Origin of the sequence: Thiomicrorhabdus sp. ZW0627, from assembly GCF_029767005.1 — a bacterium.
In the GTDB taxonomy this organism is placed as follows: domain Bacteria; phylum Pseudomonadota; class Gammaproteobacteria; order Thiomicrospirales; family Thiomicrospiraceae; genus Thiomicrorhabdus.
In genome coordinates this window covers 782,216-806,936 of record NZ_JARUQR010000001.1, presented here as the reverse complement: position 1 = coordinate 806,936, position 24,721 = coordinate 782,216, and the positions used below count along the sequence as shown (strand labels likewise).

The 24,721-nt window shown below is 48.3% G+C and carries 27 protein-coding genes; 13 read left to right on the top strand and 14 right to left on the bottom strand.

Going from position 1 to position 24,721, the window contains the following annotated elements; genetic code table 11:
- The first annotated feature begins 141 nt into the window (after positions 1-141).
- Both htpG and QCB45_RS03860 read left to right on the top strand, forming a co-directional pair.
- Positions 142-2,037: a molecular chaperone HtpG gene (gene htpG / locus QCB45_RS03865; protein WP_279419387.1), complete on the top strand. Its 1,896-nt coding sequence runs from the start codon at positions 142-144 to the stop codon at positions 2,035-2,037.
- A gap of 229 nt (positions 2,038-2,266) precedes the next feature.
- Positions 2,267-3,871, top strand: a complete 1,605-nt coding sequence (locus QCB45_RS03860; protein WP_279419386.1) for an ABC-F family ATPase — start codon at positions 2,267-2,269, stop codon at positions 3,869-3,871.
- 87 nt (positions 3,872-3,958) lie between these two features.
- On the opposite strand, the gene QCB45_RS03855 is transcribed toward QCB45_RS03860, so the two are convergent.
- The 7 genes from QCB45_RS03855 to QCB45_RS03825 all read right to left on the bottom strand — a co-directional run bounded on the left by QCB45_RS03855 (position 3,959) and on the right by QCB45_RS03825 (position 5,285).
- Entirely contained in the window at positions 3,959-4,093 is a 135-nt protein-coding gene (locus QCB45_RS03855) for a hypothetical protein (RefSeq protein ID WP_279419385.1), read from the bottom strand.
- A 65-nt stretch (positions 4,094-4,158) separates the two neighbouring features.
- A complete protein-coding gene (locus QCB45_RS03850) occupies positions 4,159-4,293 on the bottom strand; it encodes a hypothetical protein (RefSeq protein ID WP_279419385.1) in 135 nt (44 codons plus the stop codon).
- A 65-nt stretch (positions 4,294-4,358) separates the two neighbouring features.
- A complete protein-coding gene (locus QCB45_RS03845) occupies positions 4,359-4,493 on the bottom strand; it encodes a hypothetical protein (protein WP_279419385.1) in 135 nt (44 codons plus the stop codon).
- A 65-nt stretch (positions 4,494-4,558) separates the two neighbouring features.
- Positions 4,559-4,693, bottom strand: coding sequence for a hypothetical protein (locus QCB45_RS03840; RefSeq protein WP_279419385.1), 135 nt, complete (start codon positions 4,691-4,693; stop codon positions 4,559-4,561).
- 65 nt (positions 4,694-4,758) lie between these two features.
- On the bottom strand, positions 4,759-4,893 hold the full coding sequence (locus QCB45_RS03835; RefSeq protein WP_279419385.1) for a hypothetical protein: 135 nt from the start codon (positions 4,891-4,893) through the stop codon (positions 4,759-4,761).
- A 65-nt stretch (positions 4,894-4,958) separates the two neighbouring features.
- Positions 4,959-5,093 carry a hypothetical protein gene (locus tag QCB45_RS03830; RefSeq protein ID WP_279419383.1) on the bottom strand — a complete coding sequence of 45 codons (135 nt, stop codon included), beginning with the start codon at positions 5,091-5,093 and terminating at the stop codon, positions 4,959-4,961.
- A 57-nt stretch (positions 5,094-5,150) separates the two neighbouring features.
- The gene (locus QCB45_RS03825; protein ID WP_279419382.1) at positions 5,151-5,285 is read right to left on the bottom strand and encodes a hypothetical protein; all 135 of its coding nucleotides are present in this window, start codon (positions 5,283-5,285) and stop codon (positions 5,151-5,153) included.
- A gap of 377 nt (positions 5,286-5,662) precedes the next feature.
- Between QCB45_RS03825 and QCB45_RS03820 the strand changes: the two genes are divergently transcribed.
- The 6 genes from QCB45_RS03820 (at position 5,663) to QCB45_RS03795 (ending at position 13,782) form a co-directional block, all read left to right on the top strand.
- Entirely contained in the window at positions 5,663-6,337 is a 675-nt protein-coding gene (locus QCB45_RS03820) for a response regulator transcription factor (RefSeq protein ID WP_279419377.1), read from the top strand.
- Complete coding sequence (locus tag QCB45_RS03815; protein WP_279419374.1) at positions 6,334-7,698, top strand: sensor histidine kinase; 1,365 nt, start codon at positions 6,334-6,336, stop codon at positions 7,696-7,698. Before QCB45_RS03820 ends, QCB45_RS03815 begins: the two co-directional genes overlap by 4 nt.
- A 100-nt stretch (positions 7,699-7,798) precedes the next feature.
- Positions 7,799-9,094, top strand: coding sequence for a TolC family protein (locus tag QCB45_RS03810; RefSeq protein ID WP_279419372.1), 1,296 nt, complete (start codon positions 7,799-7,801; stop codon positions 9,092-9,094).
- A gap of 83 nt (positions 9,095-9,177) precedes the next feature.
- Positions 9,178-10,341, top strand: a complete 1,164-nt coding sequence (locus QCB45_RS03805) for an efflux RND transporter periplasmic adaptor subunit (protein ID WP_279419370.1) — start codon at positions 9,178-9,180, stop codon at positions 10,339-10,341.
- Between the two features lie 2 nt (positions 10,342-10,343).
- The gene (locus QCB45_RS03800; RefSeq protein ID WP_279419368.1) at positions 10,344-13,427 is read left to right on the top strand and encodes a CusA/CzcA family heavy metal efflux RND transporter; all 3,084 of its coding nucleotides are present in this window, start codon (positions 10,344-10,346) and stop codon (positions 13,425-13,427) included.
- A gap of 19 nt (positions 13,428-13,446) precedes the next feature.
- Entirely contained in the window at positions 13,447-13,782 is a 336-nt protein-coding gene (locus tag QCB45_RS03795; RefSeq protein ID WP_279419367.1) for a DUF3240 family protein, read from the top strand.
- A gap of 95 nt (positions 13,783-13,877) precedes the next feature.
- Here the strand turns inward: QCB45_RS03795 and QCB45_RS03790 are convergent, their stop codons facing one another.
- On the bottom strand, positions 13,878-14,204 hold the full coding sequence (locus QCB45_RS03790) for a multidrug efflux SMR transporter (protein WP_279419365.1): 327 nt from the start codon (positions 14,202-14,204) through the stop codon (positions 13,878-13,880).
- 270 nt (positions 14,205-14,474) lie between these two features.
- Between QCB45_RS03790 and QCB45_RS03785 the strand changes: the two genes are divergently transcribed.
- The 4 genes from QCB45_RS03785 to QCB45_RS03770 all read left to right on the top strand — a co-directional run bounded on the left by QCB45_RS03785 (position 14,475) and on the right by QCB45_RS03770 (position 17,418).
- Positions 14,475-15,344 (top strand): DUF6502 family protein, encoded by an 870-nt coding sequence (locus QCB45_RS03785; protein WP_279419363.1) that lies wholly within the window; start codon positions 14,475-14,477, stop codon positions 15,342-15,344.
- Positions 15,344-16,363 carry a DUF5666 domain-containing protein gene (locus QCB45_RS03780; protein ID WP_279419361.1) on the top strand — a complete coding sequence of 340 codons (1,020 nt, stop codon included), beginning with the start codon at positions 15,344-15,346 and terminating at the stop codon, positions 16,361-16,363. Before QCB45_RS03785 ends, QCB45_RS03780 begins: the two co-directional genes overlap by 1 nt.
- A gap of 88 nt (positions 16,364-16,451) precedes the next feature.
- Positions 16,452-16,619 carry a DUF3012 domain-containing protein gene (locus QCB45_RS03775; protein ID WP_279419357.1) on the top strand — a complete coding sequence of 56 codons (168 nt, stop codon included), beginning with the start codon at positions 16,452-16,454 and terminating at the stop codon, positions 16,617-16,619.
- Between the two features lie 28 nt (positions 16,620-16,647).
- Entirely contained in the window at positions 16,648-17,418 is a 771-nt protein-coding gene (locus QCB45_RS03770) for a nitrilase-related carbon-nitrogen hydrolase (protein WP_279419354.1), read from the top strand.
- A gap of 3 nt (positions 17,419-17,421) precedes the next feature.
- On the opposite strand, the gene QCB45_RS03765 is transcribed toward QCB45_RS03770, so the two are convergent.
- Both QCB45_RS03765 and QCB45_RS03760 read right to left on the bottom strand, forming a co-directional pair.
- Entirely contained in the window at positions 17,422-20,112 is a 2,691-nt protein-coding gene (locus tag QCB45_RS03765) for a cation-transporting P-type ATPase (protein ID WP_279419352.1), read from the bottom strand.
- Between the two features lie 204 nt (positions 20,113-20,316).
- Positions 20,317-21,183, bottom strand: coding sequence for a hypothetical protein (locus QCB45_RS03760; protein WP_279419351.1), 867 nt, complete (start codon positions 21,181-21,183; stop codon positions 20,317-20,319).
- A gap of 183 nt (positions 21,184-21,366) precedes the next feature.
- Between QCB45_RS03760 and QCB45_RS03755 the strand changes: the two genes are divergently transcribed.
- Positions 21,367-21,774 (top strand): gamma-glutamylcyclotransferase, encoded by a 408-nt coding sequence (locus tag QCB45_RS03755; protein WP_279419350.1) that lies wholly within the window; start codon positions 21,367-21,369, stop codon positions 21,772-21,774.
- Positions 21,775-21,826: 52 nt separating this feature from the next.
- Here the strand turns inward: QCB45_RS03755 and QCB45_RS03750 are convergent, their stop codons facing one another.
- The 4 genes from QCB45_RS03750 to QCB45_RS03735 are packed head-to-tail and all read right to left on the bottom strand — an operon-like array spanning position 21,827 to position 24,721.
- Positions 21,827-22,381, bottom strand: coding sequence for a DUF1415 domain-containing protein (locus tag QCB45_RS03750; protein ID WP_279419349.1), 555 nt, complete (start codon positions 22,379-22,381; stop codon positions 21,827-21,829).
- 26 nt (positions 22,382-22,407) lie between these two features.
- Positions 22,408-23,244, bottom strand: coding sequence for a DUF5718 family protein (locus tag QCB45_RS03745; RefSeq protein WP_279419347.1), 837 nt, complete (start codon positions 23,242-23,244; stop codon positions 22,408-22,410).
- A 20-nt stretch (positions 23,245-23,264) separates the two neighbouring features.
- The gene (locus tag QCB45_RS03740) at positions 23,265-23,807 is read right to left on the bottom strand and encodes a cytochrome b (protein WP_279419346.1); all 543 of its coding nucleotides are present in this window, start codon (positions 23,805-23,807) and stop codon (positions 23,265-23,267) included.
- Between the two features lie 50 nt (positions 23,808-23,857).
- Positions 23,858-24,721, bottom strand: coding sequence for a tetratricopeptide repeat protein (locus QCB45_RS03735; RefSeq protein WP_279419344.1), 864 nt, complete (start codon positions 24,719-24,721; stop codon positions 23,858-23,860).

Here is a 24,721-nt window from a genome sequence, read left to right as displayed (position 1 = left end):
ATTTTCCGTTTGGATCAAAAAGCACAGAATCTTCTGTGCTTTTTTTGTTTTAGGCGCTTGAAAACAGCGGGCTACATCCCTATGAATCAGCAAACTTGATATAACCTTAAATTAACAAACAACATGATTGGAGATGAATTCATGAGTGCACAAGAAACCCATGCGTTTCAGACTGAAGTCAACCAACTTTTAAAATTGATGATTCACGCCCTTTATTCGAATAAAGAGATCTTTTTGCGTGAGCTGATTTCAAATGCTTCGGATGCTTTGGATAAGTTACGATTCGAAGCGGTTTCTAACGATGCTCTGAACGAAGGCGATGATGAGCTGGCGATCAGTATCGGTTTTGACAAGCAGGCGCGTACTGTGACGATTACCGATAACGGTATTGGAATGAGTCGTGACGAAGTCATTGCCAATATCGGTACCATCGCTAACTCCGGAACCAAGAAGTTTTTGGAAAGCATGACAGGTGATCAGGCGAAAGATTCCAACCTGATCGGGCAGTTCGGAGTCGGTTTTTACTCATCGTTCATCGTAGCCGACGAAGTCGTGTTGACCACTCGTAAAGCGGGTACAGCATCAGAGGAAGCGACTCGTTGGATCTCCAAAGGGGAGGGTGAATTCACTCTGGAGAACGTTGAGAAAGAGAAGAAGGGAACCGAAATCGTCTTGCACCTGAAAGAGGACATGGACGAATTCCTGGACGAGCACCGTCTGAAGCACATTGTGACCACCTACTCCGATCACATCAACTTCCCGATCAAGATGTTGAAGAGCGAGTGGGACGAAGAAGCCAAAGAGATGAAGGTCACTGACGAGATGGAGCAGGTTAACAAAGCGACCGCCATCTGGACCCAGTCGAAATCTGAATTGACGGATGAAGAGTACAATAACTTCTATCAGACCATTTCCCACGACTTCAACGAGCCGTTGGCGCATATCCATAACAAAGTGGAAGGGACTCTGGAATATACCTCACTGCTATACATTCCAAAGCAAGCCCCGTTTGACCTTTACGACCGTGACCGCCGTTATGGTTTGAAGCTATACGTCAAGCGTGTCTTCATCATGGACGATGCGGAACAACTCATGCCGACCTACTTGCGTTTCGTGCGTGGGGTGATCGATTCGGCGGATCTGCCATTAAACGTGTCGCGTGAAATTCTTCAGAGCAACAAAGTGGTCGACAAGATTCGTTCGGCCTCGGTCAAACGTATTCTTGACCAGTTGGCGAAAATGGCCAAGGCTGAAGATCAGACAGATTACAACACTTTCTGGGATCAGTTCGGCCAGGTCATGAAAGAGGGGATCGTTGAAGATTTCGGCAACAAGGACAAGATTGCCAAGTTGCTACGATTTGCGACCACGGCTAACGAATCCAGCTCTGAACAGCGTGTATCGTTGGAAGCGTATGTGGATCGTATGAAGGAAGATCAGGAAGCGATTTACTACATCACGGCAGATACCCACGCCGCCGCCAAAGGCAGTCCGCATCTGGAGATGTTCCGTAAGAAAGACATCGAAGTCCTGTTATTATCGGATCGTATCGACGAGTGGCTGGTTTCCCATCTGAATGAGTTCGAGGGCAAACCTTTGAAGTCAATCACGTCGGCCGACCTGAAAGAGTTCGATGAAGAAGCGGAGAAAGACCTTTCCGAAGACGAGAAGAAAGCGCGTGAAGCCTTGACTGGGAAGGTTAAGAAAGCCTTGGCAGATGCGGTATCGGACGTCAAGATCACTCATCGTCTAACCGACTCTCCTGCTTGTGTTGTCAGTGCCGAAGGCGATATGTCTGCGCATATGGCAAGATTGATGGAGCAGATGGGGCAGAGTATTCCGACCAAGAAGCCGGTATTGGAGCTGAACCCGGAGCACGCTTTGGTGAAAAAACTGGAGTCTTTGGAAGATGAGGCCAAGCTGCAGCAATGGTCACTGTTCCTGTTGGAGCAGGCTCAGTTGGCGGAGGGTGATCAATTGGATCAGCCGGCGGAATTCATCAAACGAATGAATGCCTTGTTGAGCGAGATGATCTGATTTTTCACATAAGGCGCTTTACGTTTTATTCGCCTTAAAATCGAAGCCCCGTAAACCGCACAGGCCTGGTCGGTTTACGGGGCTTTTATTTTGTGCCGCTTTCTAACTTCTCTGCAAGATTAGCAAGTTTATGGCACAATACCCGAAATTTTAAAATTCTTTAAATATCACACACTTATTGAACGCGAAAAGTTGAGTGGGGGTGGGGTGTTAAAACTGGGATAAGACATTGATTTCAACAGCAAATATCACCATGCAGTTTGGTGAAAAACCTCTTTTTGAAGACATTTCCGTAAAGTTCGGCGAAGGCAAACGCTATGGTTTGATCGGGGCGAACGGTTGCGGAAAATCCACTTTCATGAAAATTCTGGGTGGCGATCTCGAGCCGACTTCAGGAACCGTTTCGATCGACGAAAACGAGCGTGTCGGTAAGCTGAAGCAGGATCAGTTCGCTTACGAGCAGTACAGTGTGATCGATACCGTTATTATGGGGCAACCGGAACTTTGGGAAGTTAAAAGTGAGCGTGATCGCATTTATTCTTTGCCGGAAATGAGCGAAGAAGATGGGATGATCGTCGCCGACCTTGAAGTCAAGTTCGGGGAAATGGATGGTTATACCGCCGAGTCCAGGGCGGGTGAACTATTACTGGGCGTCGGCATTCCGGTTGAGCAGCATTACGGCCCTATGAGCGAAGTCGCGCCGGGCTGGAAACTGCGAGTGCTATTGGCGCAGGCTCTGTTCTCCGATCCGGATATCCTGCTACTGGACGAGCCGACCAACAACTTGGATATCGATACCATCCGTTGGTTGGAAGGCGTGCTCAATGATCGTAAGAGTACCATGATCATCATCTCCCACGACCGTCACTTCCTGAACAGTGTCTGTACTCATATGGCGGATCTGGATTACGGCGAACTGCGTGTCTATCCGGGGAACTATGACGAATACATGACCGCTGCGACTCAGGTGAGAGAACGTCTGTTGGCCGATAACGCCAAGAAGCAGGCACAGATCAACGAATTGAAAACCTTCGTCAGCCGATTCTCGGCCAACGCATCAAAGGCGAAGCAGGCGACCTCGAGAGCGAAATTGATCGATAAGATCGAACTTGAAGAAGTAAAGCCATCCAGCCGTGTGAACCCATTCATCCGTTTCGAACAGGACAAAAAACTGTTCCGTTTGGCGCTTGAAATCGAACATCTTGGTAAAACTTACCAAGAGAGTGATGGTGAGGACAATGTCGTCATCAAGGATTTGAGTATGATGCTTGAGGTGGAAGAACGCCTTGCCGTGATTGGTGAGAACGGAATCGGTAAAACCACTTTTCTTAAGTGTCTGGTGGGGGATACCGACTTGACCTCGGGTGAAGTTAAATGGTCCGAGAACGTCAAAATCGGTTATTACGCACAGGATCATGCAGAGGATTTCGAAGAGGATTTGAACCTGCTTGACTGGATGGCGCAATGGAAGCAGGAAGGTGACGATGAACAGGCGTTAAGAGCCGTTCTGGGACGTTTATTGTTTTCTCAAAAAGACATCGGTAAGTCCGTTAAGGTGCTTTCCGGGGGAGAGCAGGGACGCATGCTGTTTGGTAAGTTGATGTTGCAAAAACCGAACGTATTGATCATGGATGAACCAACCAACCACTTGGATATGGAATCGATTGAATCTTTGAACCAGGCTTTGGAAGAGTATCCAGGGACCGTAATTTTTGTTTCGCACGATCGTGAGTTCGTATCGTCGATCGCTACCCGTCTATTGGTGATGGATAAGAATGGCATTCAGGATTACCGCGGTGATTACGAGTCCTATCTGGCGAGTCTCGAAAAGTAAAGTTTGTTGGATTTATGAACGAACCATAAAAATAAAAAAGCCTGCTTAATGCAGGCTTTTTTGAGTCTTCACTTCAATCTTTATGGATTAAAATTCCATTAAAAGGTGTGGAGACCAATCCGGAATGAATTCACCGGCATCCGGGTTAGCGGCCATGTGATGTGCCGAAGCGGTTGCTGAGATTCCGAAAGTAAGCAATGCTGCAAAAATAATCTTTTTCATTTTCTTTTCCTTTTTTTCTTTTCACGTTTTCAACGTTTCTCAAGATCGGATATATCCGGTCTCAATTAAAATTCCATCAATAGATGTGGAGACCAATCTGGAATGAATTCGCCAGCATCTGGGTTAGCGGCCATGTGATGTGCCGAAGCGGTTGCTGAGATTCCGAAAGTAAGCAATGCTGCAAAAATAATCTTTTTCATTTTCTTTTCCTTTTTTTCTTTTCACGTTTTCAACGTTTCTCAAGATCGGATATATCCGGTCTCAATTAAAATTCCATCAATAGATGTGGAGACCAATCTGGAATGAATTCGCCAGCATCTGGGTTAGCGGCCATGTGATGTGCCGAAGCGGTTGCTGAGATTCCGAAAGTAAGCAATGCTGCAAAAATAATCTTTTTCATTTTCTTTTCCTTTTTTTCTTTTCACGTTTTCAACGTTTCTCAAGATCGGATATATCCGGTCTCAATTAAAATTCCATCAATAGATGTGGAGACCAATCTGGAATGAATTCGCCAGCATCTGGGTTAGCGGCCATGTGATGTGCCGAAGCGGTTGCTGAGATTCCGAAAGTAAGCAATGCTGCAAAAATAATCTTTTTCATTTTCTTTTCCTTTTTTTCTTTTCACGTTTTCAACGTTTCTCAAGATCGGATATATCCGGTCTCAATTAAAATTCCATCAATAGATGTGGAGACCAATCTGGAATGAATTCGCCAGCATCTGGGTTAGCGGCCATGTGATGTGCCGAAGCGGTTGCTGAGATTCCGAAAGTAAGCAATGCTGCAAAAATAATCTTTTTCATTTTCTTTTCCTTTTTTTCTTTTCACGTTTTCAACGTTTCTCAAGATCGGATATATCCGGCCTCAATTAAAATTCCATCAATAGGTGAGGAGACCAATCCGGGATAGAGTCACCGGCATCCGGGTTAGCGGCCATGTGATGGGCTGAAGCGGTTGCTGAGATTCCGAAAGTAAGTAATGCTGCAAAAATAATCTTTTTCATTTTCTTATTCCTTCTTTTACGTTGTAACGTTTTTTTAAAGGGGGCGTTCGACCCAGATTAAAATTCCATCAATAGATGTGGAGACCAATCTGGAATGAATTCACCAGCATCCGGGTTAGCGGCCATGTGGTGTGCCGAAGCGGTTGCAGAAATTCCGAACGTTAATAGTGCTGCTAGGATAATCTTTTTCATATTCATTTCCTTTCTGAGTGACTGTGTTGTCACAAATTTCAGTTGTTAATGGTTAAAAAAATAGTGATTTAAGTGTGTTTGCTTGTATGCAAAACGCAGCTTTAAAAATCACCGCTCGGGAAGTGTTTTTAACTAAATGGGAAAATTTTCCATTCGTTTCGTTGGGTGCCAGTATATGTGGGAAAATTTCCCATGTCAACATTATTTATGATGTTTTTTTATGAAATTTTGAGGAGACTTGGTTCCGTAAGTTGGACAGTGGCGTACTGACGCTGCCGTCATGCTAGAATTAAAAATGCTTCTGGGGCGCTTGAAGTCGGCGTTATCGATTTTAATGTCGTTTGAATCATGGATTAATCTTTATCGGGAAGGTATAAGTGAAACTATTATTGGCCGAAGACGAGGCTCTGCTTGCCAAGAATTTAAGTCAGCAATTATCCCAGCAGGGATTTGTTGTAGATTGTGCTTTAGATGGAGAAGAGGCGCTTTATCTGATCGAAGAGCACCCTTATGATTTGATCATTCTGGATCTTGGGTTGCCGAAGCTACCAGGCCTGTCGGTTTTACAGACCATGCGTTCAAATCAAAATCCGACGCCGGTGATTATTTTGACTGCACGTAATGCATGGCAAGACCGGGTGGAAGGACTTAAGTCGGGTGCTGACGACTATGTTGGCAAACCATTTCATTTTGAAGAGTTGCTCGCAAGAATTCAGAATGTGCTTAAGCGCACAACACCAGAGGCCGCTTTGGATCATTCCATCCAGATCAACGGTTTGACATTGAACCTGGAGAGTCAGCGTGTCGTCACGGATGATGGGGTGGAACACCCTCTGACCCATACCGAATTCCGTCTGTTGCGTTTTTTGATGAGCCACCCGAACAAATTGCTTTCGAAATCCGATATCATGGCTAAGATTGTCGATCAAAATTACGATCGCGACAGTAATGTTCTGGAGGTTTATATCCGACGTTTAAGAAAATTAATCGGTAAACAACGGATCGAAACCCAGCGAGGACAGGGCTATCGTTTTGTGGCGGAAGAATCATGAAATCTTTGGAAAAACAGTTACGTTACGCACTTACAATCAGTCTTGCGCTCTTGTTTGTGACCTTTTGGTGGGTGACGACTTATGCCATACACCAGCTGACTGAACAGTACATTGTTACCCGTTTGGAACACGATGCGGAAACATTGCTGAAACACTTGAGAGTTGAAAACGGCCAGTGGAAACTAACGCCCAATGCCGCAGAGGTGATTTACCAGCGACCCAAATCCGGACATTATTATCTGATCAAGTCCCGTCCTGTGAATCAAATTCCGACCATGCGTTCCCCTTCATTGAAAGGTTACGTTCTCTATGCTCCCATGAACGACGACCACAGCCGGGTTTATGAAACCCATGCACCTGAAAGTCTGTTCACGCTGGTGGTGAGGGTGCCTTTCGAAAAAGATGGTTCGAAAGGTTACTTGTTTGTTGCCGAAGACCATACGCCAATACAGAAAACTTTGCAGACATTCGACATATTGTTCGCTGTTTTCTCTCTGTCAGGCCTGTTGATATTGTTGCTTACTCAGCGTCGGATTCTCAAGCGCGGATTCGACAGTTTGCAACCGATAAAAGAAGCGTTGAATCAGGTTCAGGCTGGAAAGGAGGTGTCGATTCAGGCACAGGTTCCAAGCGAAATCGCCCCGTTGGTGGAAACTTTGAATCAGGCCTTGTCACAGCTGCATGCCCGTTTGGAGCGTTCGAGGCAAGCGACAGGGAATTTGGCGCATGCGTTGAAATCACCGCTTAACCTGATTTATCAGATGCTTGACGATGAACGCATGCAGAAGTTCCCCGAATTGCAGAAGCCGATGCAGGAGCAGGCTCAACGTATCTATGATTTGATTGAACGTGAATTAACCAATGCGCGTACGGCTGGAAGCGGTATGGCGTTGTCTACTTTCAAATTCCCCGACGATTTGAAAGATTTGACCGATACCATGCAGCAACTGTACCGGGATAAGGAGATCGAATTCCTATTGGATATCAGAGTGGCCGACTCTTTGCCTTTCGATCGTGAGGATATGTTCGAACTGTTGGGCAACCTCCTTGATAACGCCAGTAAATGGTGTCAAAAGCAGGTGCGTATCATAATTGAAACCGAACAGGCCTGGTTGGTTGTGCATATAGAAGACGACGGTATCGGTGTAGCCGATCATAGTATCGAACTCATGCAGCACCGAGGCGCACGTTTGGATGAATCTCAACCGGGGCACGGTCTTGGGTTGTCCATCGTTCATGGAATCGTCAAAGCCTATTCAGGTGAGTTGAATTTTACCCGCGGGCAACGTTTCGTTTCGCATCAGCCTGCTTTGTCCGGTCTTCAGGTTACGGTTCGTCTTCCTATGTATGCACTTTCCTGAACCCGGTTTGGAAAAGTTTTTATAAAAAATATTTATTTTCAGCTTCCTTTCAGTTTCATTTCTTAAAGTATGCCGTAATAACTCAAAATGGAGTTCTCATATGGATCAGCTTTTCATTACTCAAGCCAATCGGAAGAAAAAGGCGCCTGGCCTTAACCGCCTGGCAGTCGCAGTGTTTTTCTCATCAGCCTTTTTGGGGGGGAATACCCAGGCCCAAACACAAGTTCAAGCACCAAGTATGCAAGGTGTCTTGCAGGCCGTGATGGCTAAACAGCCGGAACAGATGAACGTCCAAAGCTATGCGTCACTGGTCAGTAGCAATCAAGCCGCGGCAAGATCTTGGTTCCCTAACGGGTCTAGCATGTCGGTAAGGCATGAGAGCGATGCTTTGACGGATGATACCGGTTTTCAAAGCTGGGAGGCCGGGGTCAGTTTCCCGGTTTTGATCGGTGACCAGTCGAATGCATACTCTAAACTGGGTGAAGTGTATCAGCAGCAATCGGAGCAATATCGAAGTTTATTGAATTGGCAGGCTTCCAAATTGACAAGACAATTGGTTTGGGATTTGAAGCTTGCCGAAGTGCAGTGGCATCGAAGCCAGCAGAATCAAGGGCTGGTTGCTGCTTTGGTCAATAAGGTCGAGAAGTTGGTCGCTGCCGGTGAAAACCCGCAGATGGATGCGGTTTTAGCCCAAAAAAGGTTGTTAGAGGTCGAGAAACGAACCGTGGAAGCGAATAATGCTTATGAACAGCAACTTGCAAACTATCAATTCTGGACAGGCTTTTCCGAGCTTCCATCTGATATTGAAGAACCGGAAGCGAAAGATTGGCAAGCCGTTCGTAAACAGTTGGAGAGCCACCCGTTAATGGTATGGGCGGATAGCCAATTGCAAAAGGTGCAGGCGAATAAGCTGCTTGTTCAATCTCAAGCGGTCGCAAAACCAAGTGTGTTTTTCGGTGCAAAATCGGAGCAGGACGATCAGACGGCGGCTCGCACCAGTTTGATGTTGGAACTGAGTTTCCCTCTTGGGAAGCCTGCTACCTATGGAACGGCTCTGGCTGAACAGAGTCAGTTGGTCAGCGAACAGCAAGTGGCTTTGCAAAAGACCAAACAGTCTTTGTCCAATAACGCGAGACAGGCCTTGCAGGCATTAGAGCAATCTAAAGCTTTGTTGAACGTTGCCCAACAGCAAGTGGTGGTAGCGAAACAGGCATTGGGCATGGCTGAAAAAGCTTATGAACTTGGCGAGACCAATATTCAGACATTGTTGGGTGTTCAAAGACAGATGTTGCAGGCCTTGTTGGAATCGGATCAGCAGCAAGTAATGGTACAACGCCAGGTTGCTTTGGTTTGGCAGGCTTTTGGTAAAGGTATAGAAACGGCTCAAGCCGAATAATAACGACACAAATTCGGAAGAGACGCATCGTGCAGTTTAGAGATTGCAAAGATGATCGACGGAATCAAAATTAGGAAAGAGACATGCAAGTAGAAATCTTTTTGAATCAATTCAATCGAAACCTCAAAAAAGGGGTGGGACTTACGATTTTAAGTAGCCTGTTGTGGGCAGGACAGGTCTCGGCTGCGGACACGGTTCCAGTAAATACCAGTCAGCAAGAGGCAATGGGGCTTCAGTTCCAGGCGCTTGAGCCTGCAACAGAAATGAGAAGTTACGCCTATCAGGCTAACTTGGCTCTGCCGGGTGCTCACATTCAACTGTTGACTGCGCCAATGGACGGTTTGGTTACGAAAATTATCCGCGTTCACGGTGACGTTGCTAAAGGCGAGCCTGTAGTGGAACTGATGAGTCCGGATCTGCTCAAGGCCCAGAAAGAGTATTTGGCCACTTTATCAGACTTGAAAGTTGTACGTCAGGAAGTCAAACGCGCTCGTAGCTTGATTCAATCAGGCGTGGTGTCCAAGAAACAGTTATTGGCGAGCGAAAGTCGCGTCACGACATTAACGCAACAGGCTCAGCAGCAGGAGCAGGATTTGCAGATGATGGGTATGGCCGATTCGTCGGTTTCCGAGTTGAAGAAAACGAATAAACTTCAGCCGGCCCTATTAACCATTAAAGCACCGGATGCCGGGCAGTTGTTCGATTTGGAAGTCAGTACCGGTATGCGTTTACAGATGAATCAACCGATTGCCAAGTTTGCTGAACTGGATGTTCTGGTGGCCGAGGTTTTCGTACCGATTGAGGATGCCGGAAAATTGCATGTCGGTCAAACCGCCCGAATCGTATCCAAAGGCGTGGACGGTGAGATTGCTTATATCAGCCATCAGGCCAACCCTATGACCCAGATGATTGAGGTTCACTGCAAGTTCCCGAATGCGGATAGAAAGTTGATTTCCGGTGCCTTGGAGGCGGTGCAGTTCGTAGAACCTCTACAGTCTTCCGAAGCGTTTAGCGTACCGTTGAGCTCGGTGATCGAAATGGATGGGAGATCTGTGGTATTCCTGCGTTCAGTGAAAGAGGAAGGTAAGATTCTGGTTCAGCCGGTTAAGCGGATGGACCAGGCGGATCAGACTTCGGTAATCTGGCTGCTGGGTGACAAACCGGCTAATCCGCAAGAATGGCAAGTACTGACGAAGGGTGCTGTAGCAATGTTGGCTGTGGTTTCCGCTTCGGAAGGGGAAGAGTAATCATGTTGTCACGTTTAATGGCTTTTTTCCTAGCCCAAAGAATGATGGCCCTGCTGTTGGCCGTTGGGCTGGTTTCCGCCGGTTGGATGGCGTTTCAGAAAACGCCGATCGATGCCTTTCCGGATGTTTCGCCGACGCAGGTGAAAATCATCATGAAAGCGCCTGGAATGACGCCTTCTGAGGTCGAGTCCAGAATCATCGTGCCGATCGAGGTTGAAATGTTGGGGGTTCCCGGACAGAAGATGTTGCGTTCCATGGGTAAATATGGGATCGCGGACATTACCATCGACTTTGTCGAGGGAACCGATATTTATTGGGCGAGACAACAAATCGCCGAACGCTTGTCTGGCGTCAGTCTGCCTGAGGGGATTTCCGGAGGTATTGCGCCGATGACGACTCCTTTGGGTGACATCTTCATGTTTACCATCGATGGCGACACATTGAATAACATGCAGAAGCGCGACTTGCTCGATTGGGTAATCCGTCCTGCATTGCGTGCCGTTCCGGGCGTAGCAGATGTTAACGCCCTGGGTGGCGAGGCAAGAACCTACGCGGTGGTGCCAAACAGCCAGAAAATGGCGGCGTTGAAAATTCCGTTCTCTGATTTGAAAACGGCGTTGGAAAGTAACAACCGTAACGACGGTGCCGGACGTTTGACTCAGGGTGAAGAGGCATTGCTGGTGCGTAGCATCGGTAACCTTCAGACGGTTGATGATATCGGTAATATCGTGGTGGCAACACATGGCAATCAGGTTATCCACATCAAAGATATCGCCGATGTTCGTGTCGAGGCTTTGACCCGCTACGGAGCGGTGACCGAAAACGGCCGCCACGAAGCGGTGGAAGGCTTGGTCATCGGTTTGCGTGGTGCCAACACCAGCGACGTTATTAAGGCTGTTCGAGATCAGTTGGAACAGTTAAAGCCAGCCTTGCCTAAAGGCATCAGTGTCAATATTTTCTATGACCGTGGGAATTTGATCGAGAAGGCGATTCATACTGTCTCTAAAGCATTAGTAGAAGCCGTTGTCTTGGTCGTGTTGTTGTTATTGTTGTTCTTAGGAAATGTCCGGGCTGCAATCACCGTGGCCTTGGTATTACCTTTGGCCGCATTGATGACCTTCATTTTCATGAACTGGTTTGGGCTATCGGCTAACCTGATGTCTTTGGGCGGTCTGGCGATTGCCATCGGGATGCTGGTGGATGCCGCTGTGGTGGTGGTCGAGAACATTGTCACCCATCAGGCTAAGGAAGAGCATATGCATCACGGGCGATTGCCTAAGCTGCATATCATCTATCGCGCTTTGCAGGAAGTGGCGGTGCCGGTTATTTCCGGTATCGGGATCATCATGATTGTATTCCTTCCGTTGCTGACTCTGCAGGGATTGGAAGGGAAACTGTTCATTCCGGTTGCGCTGACGATCGTCTTTGCCTTGGGAAGCGCATTGATCCTGTCGTTGACGATCATTCCGGTTATCGCGTCCTATATCTTGGGCCAAGCTTCTCACGAGTTGCCGTGGCTGATGCGCAAGGTGAGCCAGTTCTATCGTCCTATATTGCTGAAAGCGTTGAAGTACGACAAAATCGTATTGGCGATCGCATTTGGTGCTTTGGTTATCACCGGTGTGCTTTATACCCAGGTGGGTAAAACCTTCATGCCGCAGATGGATGAAGGGGATCTGATTGTACAGTTGGAAAAAATCCCTTCAATCTCGTTGGAAGAATCGAAACGCTTGGATATGCAGGTCCAGAAAGCATTGTTGGCTCAGGTGCCTGAAGTAGAGCGTATCGTAGCGCGTTTGGGAGCGGATGAAATAGGTCTGGATCCGATGAGTCTGAACGATACTGACAGTTTCTTGGTGCTAAAACCTCGTGAAGAGTGGCGCATGAAAACCAAAGAAGCGTTGATTGAAGAGATTCGACACGTGTTGGAAACCCAGTTTCCAGGGGTCAACTATGCATTTACCCAGCCGATTCAGATGCGAGTGGATGAAATGTTGACCGGTGCCCGCGGTGACGTCGCCGTCAAGATCTTTGGGGAAGACCCTCAGGAACTGACTGCAACGGCGGAAAAGATGGCCGCGTTGATTGAAACCATTGACGGAGCTGAAGACGTGTTCACCTCTCAGAACGACGGCATGAAATACCTACAGTTGAAGGTTGATCGTTATAAAGCAGGACGTTTGGGGATTTCGGTTAATGAATTGGAAGATCGTCTTCGCGCTTATCTGGAAGGGATGCCGATCGGCGGAATCTATCAGGGTAACCGCAAGATTCCGTTGATTATCCGAGCGGATGCGAAGGATAGGGCTTCCAAAATGGACTTCCTTAACCAGAGTATTGTTCTGGGTGACGGTCAGCGCATTCAGTTGAACCAGTTGGTGGATGTTGTTGAAGTGGACGGCCCGGTTTCGATCAAACGTGAGAAAGGCAAACGTTTCTCCGTAGTGGTCGCGAACGTCAGCGGGCGCGACCTGGTCAGCTTTGTTGAAGAGGCGAAACAGAAAACGGCACAGCTGGACGTGCCAGCAGGCTATTACTTTGTATGGGGCGGTGAGTTTGAGAACCAGCAGCGCGCTGCCCAGCGACTGATGGTGGTGGTGCCGATTGCCTTGATCTTGATTTTTATTATCTTGTTCACTACATTCCGTTCCGGCGTTCAGGCGACCATGGTGCTGTCCAACATTCCGTTCGCTTTGATCGGTGGTGTGGTCGCTTTGTGGATCACCGGAGAATACCTGTCGGTGCCTGCATCGGTCGGTTTCATCGCTTTGCTGGGGATTGCGGTATTGAACGGGGTGGTCATGATGAGCTACTTCAATCAACTGGTCGCCCAGGGTATGTCGATTGACGATGTTGTGGTCGAAGGCGCGATGCGACGTTTGCGTCCGGTCTTGATGACCGCGAGCATTGCGGCACTGGGTCTAATCCCCCTGGTCTTCGCAACCGGTCCGGGGTCTGAAATTCAGCGCCCTCTGGCAATTGTGGTCATCGGCGGGCTGATTACTTCGACGATTTTGACCTTGTTGATTCTGCCGATCATCTATCGTATGTTCGGCGTGAAATCATTGGGCTTGGTAAAAGCCTGATAGGCAAAGGATGGATAATATGACAATGGAATTCAAACAATTGCAGCCAAGCGACGATTGCAGTGTGGTGTTGCACCTGATTTTGCCTGCGTCGCAGGTGAACGACGTAGTCGACTGCCTGTTGGCGGAAAAGCCAAGCCTGTTCTTCTCGGTCGTGGATGTGCAAGGTTACGGCCAGCCGCAGGAACGTCTGACGGTTCGGGAACAGGTGGCCGGTTATCAACATAAGGTCATGGTGCAAATCGAGTGTGAACATTTCACTTGCAGGCAGATTATGGACAACATCAAGAAGGAGATGCCTACGGCGACCATCAGTTACCGTATTCTGCCGCTGTTCGATCATGGACAGCTATAAGTTTGAAGTTTTCGAGGGAGCAATCCCTCGTTAGACAAATAAAAAACCCGACAGGCCTGTCGGGTTTTTTATTTTATAGGAGCGTAAGCTCGAATTTAATGTGAAGGGGTTGCCAATTTCAATCCGACAACACCGATGATGATCAGACTGATGAACACCAGTTTCATGAGAGTCATACTGTCCTTGAAGATCAGCCAGCCTAGTAGGGCAATGATGGCGGTTCCCGCTCCGGCCCAAACTGCGTAGGCGACACCCATCTCGATTTTCTTCATCGCCAACCACATGAATGTGAAAGAGGTGATGTAGAACACGATGACAAACACCGTCACCAAAAGGTTGCTGTTCTGGGTGGAAAACTTCAGCGAAAGGGTCCCGGCTACCTCGAATACAATCGCTACCATTAAATAAAACCAATAAATCATGCTCAATCCGCCTTAATGAGTCGAGCGGTAGAGGATAGTGTTTCGTGGCGTGAAAAGCAACGGCAATACTGGATTGGTTTATTTTAGGCAAAAAAAAGCCCGCGGATCGAGTAATGGGCGGGCTGATAAATGTACTCTGAGGAGACTTAGACTACATGAAAATGGTTAAATTACATAAAGAATGTAAAAAAATACCATTTCTTAAGGATCGGGATGCAGTTTAAATGTAAAAATTTACCATGTCAATTTTTTTTTGTTATAATTTGCTCTATGAACGAGATTACTGATACCCAACAAACGGCTTTATTTAAAGCCATCAAAAAGATCCTTCGGCCATTGGTGAGTATGTTGCTGCGCCAAGGGATTACCTATACCTCTTTGATTGACCTGCTTAAGACTACTTATGTAGAAGTAGCGGATCAGCAGTTTGCTCTGGAAGGGAAAAAACAGACCGACAGCCGAATCAGTGTCCTGACGGGTGTGCACCGAAAAGAGGTGAAGCGAATCCGTGAACAGGAAGCTGCACCGATGGAAGCTAAGGAACGTAAAGCCAGCCTGAGTGCGCAACTGATTGCGACATGGTTGGGTAATCCGGATTATCTGGATGGCGACGGTCGTCCTAAAGCAATTCCAAGAACGTCTGAAGATAAAGAGGTGTCTTTCGATACCATGGTGCGTTGTGTGACTAAGGATGTCCACCCGCGCTCCATTCTTGACGAATGGCTGCATCAAGGCGTGGCAGCGATCGATTGCGATGGGTTGGTTCAGTTGCAAGAAGCCGGTTATGTGCCGGAAGAAGACTTTGAAGAGAAACTTTTCTTTGCAGGCAAGAACATTGGTGATCATTTAAGCGTGGTAACACATAACCTGGCTGGCGAGCAGACTCCGATGCTGGATCGCGCAGTGTATTATGGTGAACTAACCGAAAATTCGGTTAAAGAGCTGGAAGACTATGCGAAAGCCGCAGCATTGGAACTGCTTACTGAAGTTAACCAGATGGCCAGTCGTTTGCAGCATCGCGATCAGGAAGCGGAAACGAAGGCACACGCCATGCACTTCGGGACTTATTTCTATTGTTGTGAGCAAACTCAAACGGATTCCGACCGTGTTGTTGGTGCAGAGAAAGGAAATTCCAAGTGATGAATCCAGGCAGATGGTTTTATTCGCTGGTCGGTTTGTTTCTAGCACTGTTGCTTGCAGGGTGTTCGACTTCGGATAACGTTAAATCCAATCCAATGGGAGAGATTGTATTGATCTCATCTAACTCCGGATTTGGTGGAACGGGGCGTACTCAACAGGTGGCTTCGGTTTCCGAAGTGGATGCCGTGGGTCATAGCATGAATCTGGATAGCGGGTTCGGCGGCACAGGGCGTACCTCTTCAGGATTCGGTGGTACCGGTATCATCGGAACGATCGAAAAATTCGGTAGCATCTGGGTTAACGGCGTTGAAATCGGTTTGGGGCAAAAAACCAAAATTCACAGCAACATTCCGGGTGCTGTGAGCGGTTTGAAGGCGAGCGATTTGCGTATCGGTCAACAGGTCTGGTTGGAAACCAATTTGGATCAGGACAAGACGACAACGGCCAATATTCATATCTACTATCCGTTGGCCGGTAAGATCGAGACCATGACGGCAAAACCGATGGCGACCGAAGTCATGATCAATGGTCAAAGGGTCTACATTGATGAAGGTACCCGTCTGGCCAAGAACCTTCAGCTGAAAGTCGGTGAATTCGTACGCGTTAGCGGTTTGCCGGTATTCAGACAGGGAACCGGAGAACGTGAAAACGCATGGCAGGCGACTTTGATTGAGCCGCAGGAAGGAAACGTATCTTGGTTGAAGAAACAGCCGGATGTACAGTTTTCGGAGAAGGTGCAACGCATCGTAATGCAGGATAATTGGATGACGGCCTACAAAGCAGGTGAGTTGGTTCATGTGCCCGCCGGGCTGTCTTCTCAGCCGAAGGTAAAAATGATCGGCCCGAAAAATGTTGATGGTCAATTGGTGCCTGGTAATGAAGCCGGAACACAAGCGATGATCGGTACAATTAGCCGGGACGAGCGGAGTTCCGTCAGGCCTCTGCCTTCGATTTCCAATATGCGGACAGCATCCCCGCTTCACGCTCTGCCGACAGGTTCCGCCTCGGGCAGAAAGTAAATAAAAAAAACGCCTCAAAATGAGGCGTTTTTAGTATATTATACGCAATAATGTTTAATTCAATTTAACTGTAATGGAGTATTGAGCAATGAAGCGTTTATCAGCTATTTTATTAAGTGTTTCCGTCTTGTTCTTAGCGGGCTGTTCTGCTGAAGTAGGAAGTGAAGAGTGGTGCGCCGACCTTAAAGAGAAGCCGAAGGGCGAATGGACGGCTAATGAAGCAACCGATTTTGCCAAGCACTGTTTATTAAAATAATTTGTTTAAAGAATAGGTCTTTATCTCTATGAAGGTCGCATCCGTTCAACTCGATATTGTTTGGCAGGATACGGCCAAAAATCTCCAGCAACTGGATAAGTGGGCTAGCAAGGCCGCAGGAAACGGTTGCGATGTCATTGTTCTCCCCGAACTTTTTCATTCAGGGTTCTCAATGCAGGTTGGAGAAATTGCACAAACCATGGACGGTGATGTCTATCGCGCGTTAAGCCGCTCGGCTCAAACGCATCAAATCCATGTGATTGCCGGCTTTGCTAAAAAGCTGGCCTCTCAAGAAAAAGCCTTGAATTGTGCTTTGGTGTTTGACCGCCAAGGAAATCAACAGGCCTGTTACATTAAGAATCACACCTTTGATTTTGCTGGCGAAGGCGAGCATTTTCAAGCCGGCAGCCAGCAGGTTGAATTTGACGTCGATGGCACGCCTTGCAGTGTCTTTATCTGCTACGATCTGCGTTTTCCGGAGCTGTTCCGAAAAGTGGTACCGCAATCAGAAGTTATTTTCGTCATTGCAAACTGGCCGGATAGCCGTCAACTTCACTGGGAAGTTTTATTGCAGGCAAGGGCGATTGAAAACCAGTGTTATGTCGTGGGTGTTAACCGTATAGGTGAAGATGGTAATGGTTTGCACTATTCCGGTGGCTCAATGGTGATCGATCCATTCGGTGAGGTTCTGTCGCATGCCGGTCCCGAACAGGTTTGTCAGATGACCGAATTTCCTGTCTCTAAAGTCAAACAAATTCGTGATCGTTATCCTTTCTTAAAAGATAAAAAAATGCAGTAATCGTTACTTTGAGAAGTAACGTAAGCGCACCTGTTTTTCAAACTCGATAATCACGAACAGCATCATACCCACTGCCAGAATCAGAAGTCCATCTGTAACCGAAATGGTTTGCGTTTGAAAGATGCGCTGAAGAGAAGGGATGAAAGTGATCGCAAATTGAGCGGTCATGACCACGATGATGGCGATCCACACTTCTCTGGTGCCTTTAACCGCTTGCCAGCTCAACGAAACCGTATCCATATTTCGAATATAAAGCAGATGGAATACTTCCATCACCACCAACGTGTTAACGGCAATGGTGCGTGCCTGTTCGATTGTTTCCCCCCGGTTAATGGCATAGCTGTAGATGCCGAAAACCCCGGCTATGAACAGGGCACTCACGAGTATGATGTGCCAGATCAGAGTTCGGTCCAGCAGTGGTTGGTTACGGGGGCGTGGAGGCTGGTTCATCGTATGTTCGCTGGTGGGTTCAAATGCCAGCGCGATTCCCAGGGTTGTGGCGGTAATCAGGTTAATCCAGAGAATCTGGACAGGGGTCACTGGTAAGGTCATGCCTAACAGGATTGCCAGTATGATGGTGGCAGCTTCACCGGAGCTCGTCGGAAGTGTCCAGCTGATCACTTTCTTGATATTGTCGTAGGCCGTACGCCCTTCTTTTACTGCAGAGGCGATGGAGGCGAAGTTGTCGTCGGCCAGCACCAGTTCGGCAGCCTCTTTCGCTGCTTCACTGCCTTTGAGACCCATGGCGATACCTGCATCCGCACGCTTGAGGGCTGGCGCATCGTTGACCCCGTCTCCTGTCATGGCGACAGTCATCCCATGTGATTGCAGAGCCATGACTAAACGCAGTTTATGTTCCGGGCTGGTGCGGGCGAAAATGTCGGTTTCCAGAACTGCGCTTTTGAGCGTTTCGTCATCCATCTGTTCCAGTTCGTTTCCGGTGAGTACTTTTCTCGGATTTTGCAGGCCGATCTGGCGGCCGATTGCGGCCGCGGTAATGGCATGGTCTCCGGTAATCATTTTGACCCGGATGCCGGCCTGCCTGCATTCCGCTACCGAAGCGATCGCTTCGGATCTAGGCGGATCGATCAGGCCGATGATACTTAAAAGAGTGACGTCTTCATCAAGATCGGGTCTTTCGAGGATGGTATGGTCGGGGTGGATGGTTTTGATCGCAATCGCCAGCACCCTTTGACCCTGATCGGCAATCCTTTCGGCCTGTTTGTGCCAGAAATTTTTGTCAATCGGAATGGTTTCACCATTGTCCAAGCTCTGCGATTGACATAATTCGATGAGTTTTTCCGGTGCGCCTTTGATGAAAATGAAGGCATGGTTTTCATGATCGTGATTTAAGGTTGCCATGAATTTGTGTTTGGCATCGAAAGGGATCAGATCGGTGCGCGTCCAATGTTTGCGTTCCGAGGCGACGTCAATGCCGAGTTTTTCAGACAGTGCCAGCAATGCCCCTTCCATAGGATCGCCTTCGACTGACCACTCTTCCTGCCGGTTTTTAAGTTCGGCATCGTTGCACAGAGTGGTCACATGAGCAATTTGGTTGAGCAAAGGATGGATCGAAGGATCGATTAACTTGCCGTTTTGACGAATTTCCCCGATTGGCGCATAGCCGTCGCCGGTGATCTCGAATTGAGATTCAGCGGTCACTGCGCTGGTGACGCTCATTTCATTGCGGGTAAGTGTGCCGGTTTTATCGGTGCAGATGACCGAAACCGATCCCAGGGTTTCGATGGCTGGAAGACGTCTGACAATGGCATTGCGGTGTGCCATGGCTTTGACTCCCACCGCGAGGGTGATGGTCAGGACGGCAGGCAGGCCTTCCGGTATGGCGGCCACAGATAGACCAACGACGGCCAAAAACAGGTCTTCAAAGCTCTGTTCCTGAACGACGATACCGAATATCAATATCAGTACAGCGACGCTGAGAATCACAAAGGTGAGCCATTTGGCGAAGACGTTCATCTGTTCGACCAGCGGCGTGGTCAATGTCTCCACTTCGGACAAAAGGCCGCTGATACGCCCGATTTCCGTTGAGGCCCCGGTACCGATGACGACGCCTTTTCCCTGGCCGTAGGTTATCGTGGTGCCGCTGAATGCCAGACAGGAGCGGTCTCCAAGCGGTGCGTCAGCATTGACCGGAAGCGTTTGTTTTTCGACGGGCAAGGATTCCCCGGTCAGGATGGCCTCCTGAATCTGTAAACCGTGGCTTTGCAGGAGACGTAAATCAGCCGGGACTTTGTCTCCGGCCTCGATCAATACAATGTCGCCGGGCACCAGTGCTTCGCCGTCGATCGTGTGACGCTGGCCATCCCTGAGTACGGCCGCCTGTGGCGCAAGCATCTGGCGGATAGCGTCCATGGCTTTTTCGGCCTTACCTTCCTGTATCAGCCCGATGAGGGCATTGATCAGAACCACGGCGATGATGACTAGAGTATCGGTAATATGATCCAGTAACAGGGTGATGACCGCAGAAGCCAATAAAACATATATGAGGATGTTATGGAACTGCAGCAGAAAGCGCATCAACAAGCTACGTTTGCGAGGCTGGGGGAGTCGGTTGGCACCGTATCGGCCGATTCTATTATCCGCTTCTGTCGAGCTCAAGCCGCCAGCGTCGCTATCAAGTTCGGATAGCGTCTCTTGTGCGCTCAATTGATGCCACTGGGTTTTCGTACTCATATTTCTTTAGTCCTTGTAAAGGATTGAAACGAGATCGATTTCTAACGGCGGTTCAGGCCTTGGGCTAGGATTTAACCCGGTGATTCATTCGGGTTGTCAGAAATTAATAGCCTGTTATTTAGTACAATTTTAATCTTATAGTGATGGCCCTTTAAAGGCAAAATTAAAGTGCAGTGAATCTGGACAGGCCTGTTGAAACTTGCCTTATTTACGGAACAGTTTTTGGCTGATGCGATCGATCAATGAGCTGCGCTTAGGGTGTTGTTCCGTGCTCAGGAAATGGATTGGCTTCGTGGTGATCGCCTGGTCGATTGCTGTTTGCATTTCCAGAGGTTCGGCGTAATAGGCTTCGACAAAGGATTCGAATTTGACGCCGTCGACTTTGAATTTTTCCAGCCAGCGTTCCGCCTGGTTTTCGATGGATTCGGGCGCATCGTCCCGTTCTTCTGAATTAAGCTCTGAAGTGACTAAGTTGATGGCGGTGTCATCCTTCTGTTTCGCGTCGGAGAGAAGGGTCAGGTTGATTTCATGTTCCGAAAACTCAAGCAGTTTCTGAAGACGCTCAAGCGCTTCTTCAGGCGTTTGCGGTTGTTCAGGGGACGCCCTGAAGTGTTCCGGGTGGCCGTGCAGATCAAAGTGTTGCTCCAAAACCGGAATGGCTTCGTGGATTTCATGATACTGAAGTTCGGTCAGGAAATCTGCCAGTTTGACTTTGACGCTGACTTCTTCCTGCTTCGCGATCATGGCTTCGAGTTGGTCAGCCAGGTTTTGGAAGTCGATCAGCCGCTTATGTTCAAGCTTGTAAAGCTTGTCGTCGAATTGAAGTTTGAATTCGTCGATCCAGAATGTAATAACCGGAATGATCTGACGCATTCCCAGAAGTGGCTGGCTTAACATTTTATGCAGTTCGCTACCCATGGAATCTTCGGTCTGCTGGGGCTGCAATTCGCCATTATGAATGCTGCGCAGGCCGTGCTCCTGAATAAAATTGGCGGCAATGGTTTCGATGACATGGTAATTGAGATCCGACAGATCATTAAGTGCATCGCGACTGTTTACGGGTACCGTCATGAATATTCCTGACTGAAATAGAGGGAATTGATACGACATGATAGAAAATGCGTATTTATTCGTCAATATTTGTTTATAAGTATATTTGTACATAGGTATTTGATGGGCGTCAGAGAAGATCGGGTCTATAATTTCAACAGGCCTGTTGAAAAGGGTTGGTTGAGTGTTTGGAGGAGTATTTCTGTGCATGTGTTTACCTACGGTTCTTTGATGTTTCCGGAAGTGTGGGAAAGGGTGGTTAAGGAGCGATACCGCTCTCAATCCGCCCGAATTTTTGGAATGCGGAGTTTTGCGGTGTTGGACGAGCTGTATCCGGCGGCGGTGCAGGGTGTCGTCGAGGATCGGCTGGAAGGCATTGTGTATTTGAATGTTGAAGAACGTGATTTGTTGTCACTGGATCGGTTCGAGGGTGAGCAATATGTTCGCAAGAGTGTTGTTGCGGAGACCGAAGATGGCGAATCTCTATCCGTTCAGGTATATGAATTTAAATCCGAATACCATTCGCTTTTAGATACAAGTGAATGGGATGCGGAGCGGTTCCGTAGCGAATCCCTTGTCGAGTTTCTTCGCCGCGAGCAAGATGGTTTTTAATGATGGGAATGATAAAACGAACAGGCCTGTTCATTTTTGCAGTGATCAGGGTTTACTTAAATAGAAACGGGAACAGATTGTGTTTTTGTTCGTCGGTCAATTTTTCGACCGTTTCGATATTGCGTTCTGGAATCATTTCCGGATTGGGGTAGTGTTTTAACGCTTTTTCCAGACTGGCCTCACGAATCAGGTGCAATACCGGATAAGGGGCGCGGTTGGTCAGGTTCTCGCTGTCTTCCGGTTGCGTTCCTGCAAACTGGTAATGAGGGTGAAAACTGGCAATCTGGTAGGTGCCTGCCCAGCCGCCGTCTCCCAGTAGCGCTTCTGCCGAATCCAGAAAATCGTTGTAGTCGTAAAAGTCTTCCAGCATGCCGGGAATCACGATCAAAGTGGTTTCAACTTCCTGGGGCTTATGCCCGTCAAGATATTGCAGTTCGCCAAGTAAGTCTTCAAGCAGGCAGGCATCGTCCGTGCAATCGCTAACGGCAATTCGTACCTGATTGTCCAAATAAGGTTTAGAGGCAAAAGGGCAGAGGTTTAACCCGATGACCACCTGTTGCAGCCAGTTTCGGATTTGCAGTTCAACGTCGGATTGGTTAATCAGCATAAAACGCTCCTGGCGATTGGATGGCCTTAAATCACTTTCTGGATCAGGGTCGAGCTATTTTCAAGTACGACCGCTTCTCCGGAAGCGTGTTCGGTCACTTGTTCCAAGGTGTTCTTACGGGCGTCGTAAACGTAGAGATAGAGTTCATCGCCCGGCTGAAGAAACACCGTTTCTCCAAAGTGGGTGTAGCTGGTGGCACCCAGGCTGACCATGATCTGTTCCGGGTAGTGGCATTGCTTGATAATGGCAGGAAGATCTTCCAGTGGACCGAAGTCGCTCTGGTGGTTCAGTTGGTGGATAATCCACTCCAGCAGCTGGGTGTAGAAGTAGTTGTAAGTCAGAACCGGACTGTCTTCACCGTAGGCATGCAGCTGGCCGTCGCGCTTCAGGAAAGAGGCGATGTGAAAAGGATCCATTTCACCGCCGTTTTCAAAGCGGCTCAGCGTCAGGAATTGATCGGAAACCCCTTTGCTGCTTGGCCCCCAGTTTTTCTTCTCGCTGATCTTTTTGGCGCCTTCCTTGCGGATGGAGCAGTCATTGAAGGCCGAGAAGGCTTTGGGCTTCAAATCGCTGACGCCGCCATTGGCGTAAGTGACGTCGAACAGGACACAGACTTCGGCTTCCATATGCAGGTTGGCGTCCTGCTGCATATCCTGTGGATATTGAATTTCGTTGTGTGAAAGCGGGTAGGTGCCGACGAAACTCTCTGCTCCAGGGATGTAGTAGGGGAAGAGGCCTTTCGGTGCATTCTCGCTTTCGGTGGTGACATTGACAAAATCGGCGTTTTCGCCGGCCTGTTCCAGGTGGTGGGCGAAGTTGCCCGCCACACCGAAACAGAGGGTGTTGTGTAAATCAAACTTCATAATTTGGGGATGTGTCCTGATTATTTTTTGCCCAACATGCGTTTAAGCGTCTCGTCTTTATAAACGAAGTGGTGTTTTAGCGCGCCTGCAGTATGCAGCAGGATAACTGCAATCATGGCGTAACCGCCAAGTTCATGAGCTTCTTCTGCGATTTCATGCAGTGTTTCGTTTTCGCCAACGAGGGTCGGCAGTACGAACAGGTCAAAAAACGCGACGTCGTGGCCGCCAGAGTTGCTCATAATCCAGCCGGAAATCGGCATCATCAGCATCGCCAGATAAAGGATGCCTTTGGTGGCGTGACCGAGAATGTGTTCGAATTTACTGTAGGAGATCTGGCTAGGGTTAGGGCTGATTTTCAACCATACCAGACGTAGCAACATCAGAGCAAGCAAGCCGATACCTAAAGATTTATGCAAGTCGTAAAGGTCTTTCTTTTCCGGACCTCTCGGCAGGTCGCTCATGTAGAGGCCCAGTGCGATCAAGCCGATGAAAAGGAATGCCGAAATCCAGTGGTTGGCACGGCTGACCAAGCCATAGTGATTGATACCGTTTTTAAGTTCCATAATCTTCCTACCTGTCTATATGAAATAATTGAATCGTTTTTTATTAGTATTCAGTAAAGCAAGCCTTGCAGCTTCCTGCGAGCGTCGTTGACTAATTGTGGATTACTTTCGGACAACATGTCAAAGAGTTTCAGTAATGATTTTTGCGTAACGCCGTTTTTGTAGCTGCGATCTACAATAAAGAGCTTGAAAAGCGTCTGTATCGCCTTTTCGGGATGGCCGTTCAAAACCAGATAGGCAGCCAGGCCGTAAAGCGCATCCGGGTCATCTGGATTTTCGGCCAATTTCTGTTGAATGGTCTGGATGTCTTCCGACTCTTCGAGAATTTCCGAAAAGCTCATGATGCCGCTGATGTTTTTGCCTTCTGCCGAGGTCTGTGCCTCTTCAGGCAGTTTGTCGAACAATTCCTTGGCTTTGTCCAGGTGGCCGGTATGCAAGTACATGAGTACCAGATCCAGATGAACCTTGAAGTTGTTCGGATCGGCTTTTGCCGCTTCGCCGAGTAGTTGCACCGCATGATCGAACTGCCCGGCGATAAAGGCTTGTCTCGCCTGTTCGCGCAGCTGTTCAGACGGGTCTTGTTGGACGAATTGCTTCAACAGATCCCGGTACGCCTGTTCGGTTTGCAGTCCGGCCGCTTCGCCGACCATCTGGCCTTGGAAAGCAAGTTTATAGTATGGAATTTCCTGTACGCCAAAGTGTCCGACCATTTCAGCTTGTTGGCCGCCATTAATCTTGGCCAGAATAAACTGTCCGGCCATTTCGGCAGCCAGTTTTTCAAGAATCACATTCGCTTGAACGCTCTGTTCGTTGAGTGGATTCCAGAAGTGGATGAAAACCGGAAGCTTGGCCGAATGGCTCAGGATTTCCTGCAGGTTTTCTGGGGTGGTATCGGTAATATAGGCTTCAGACAT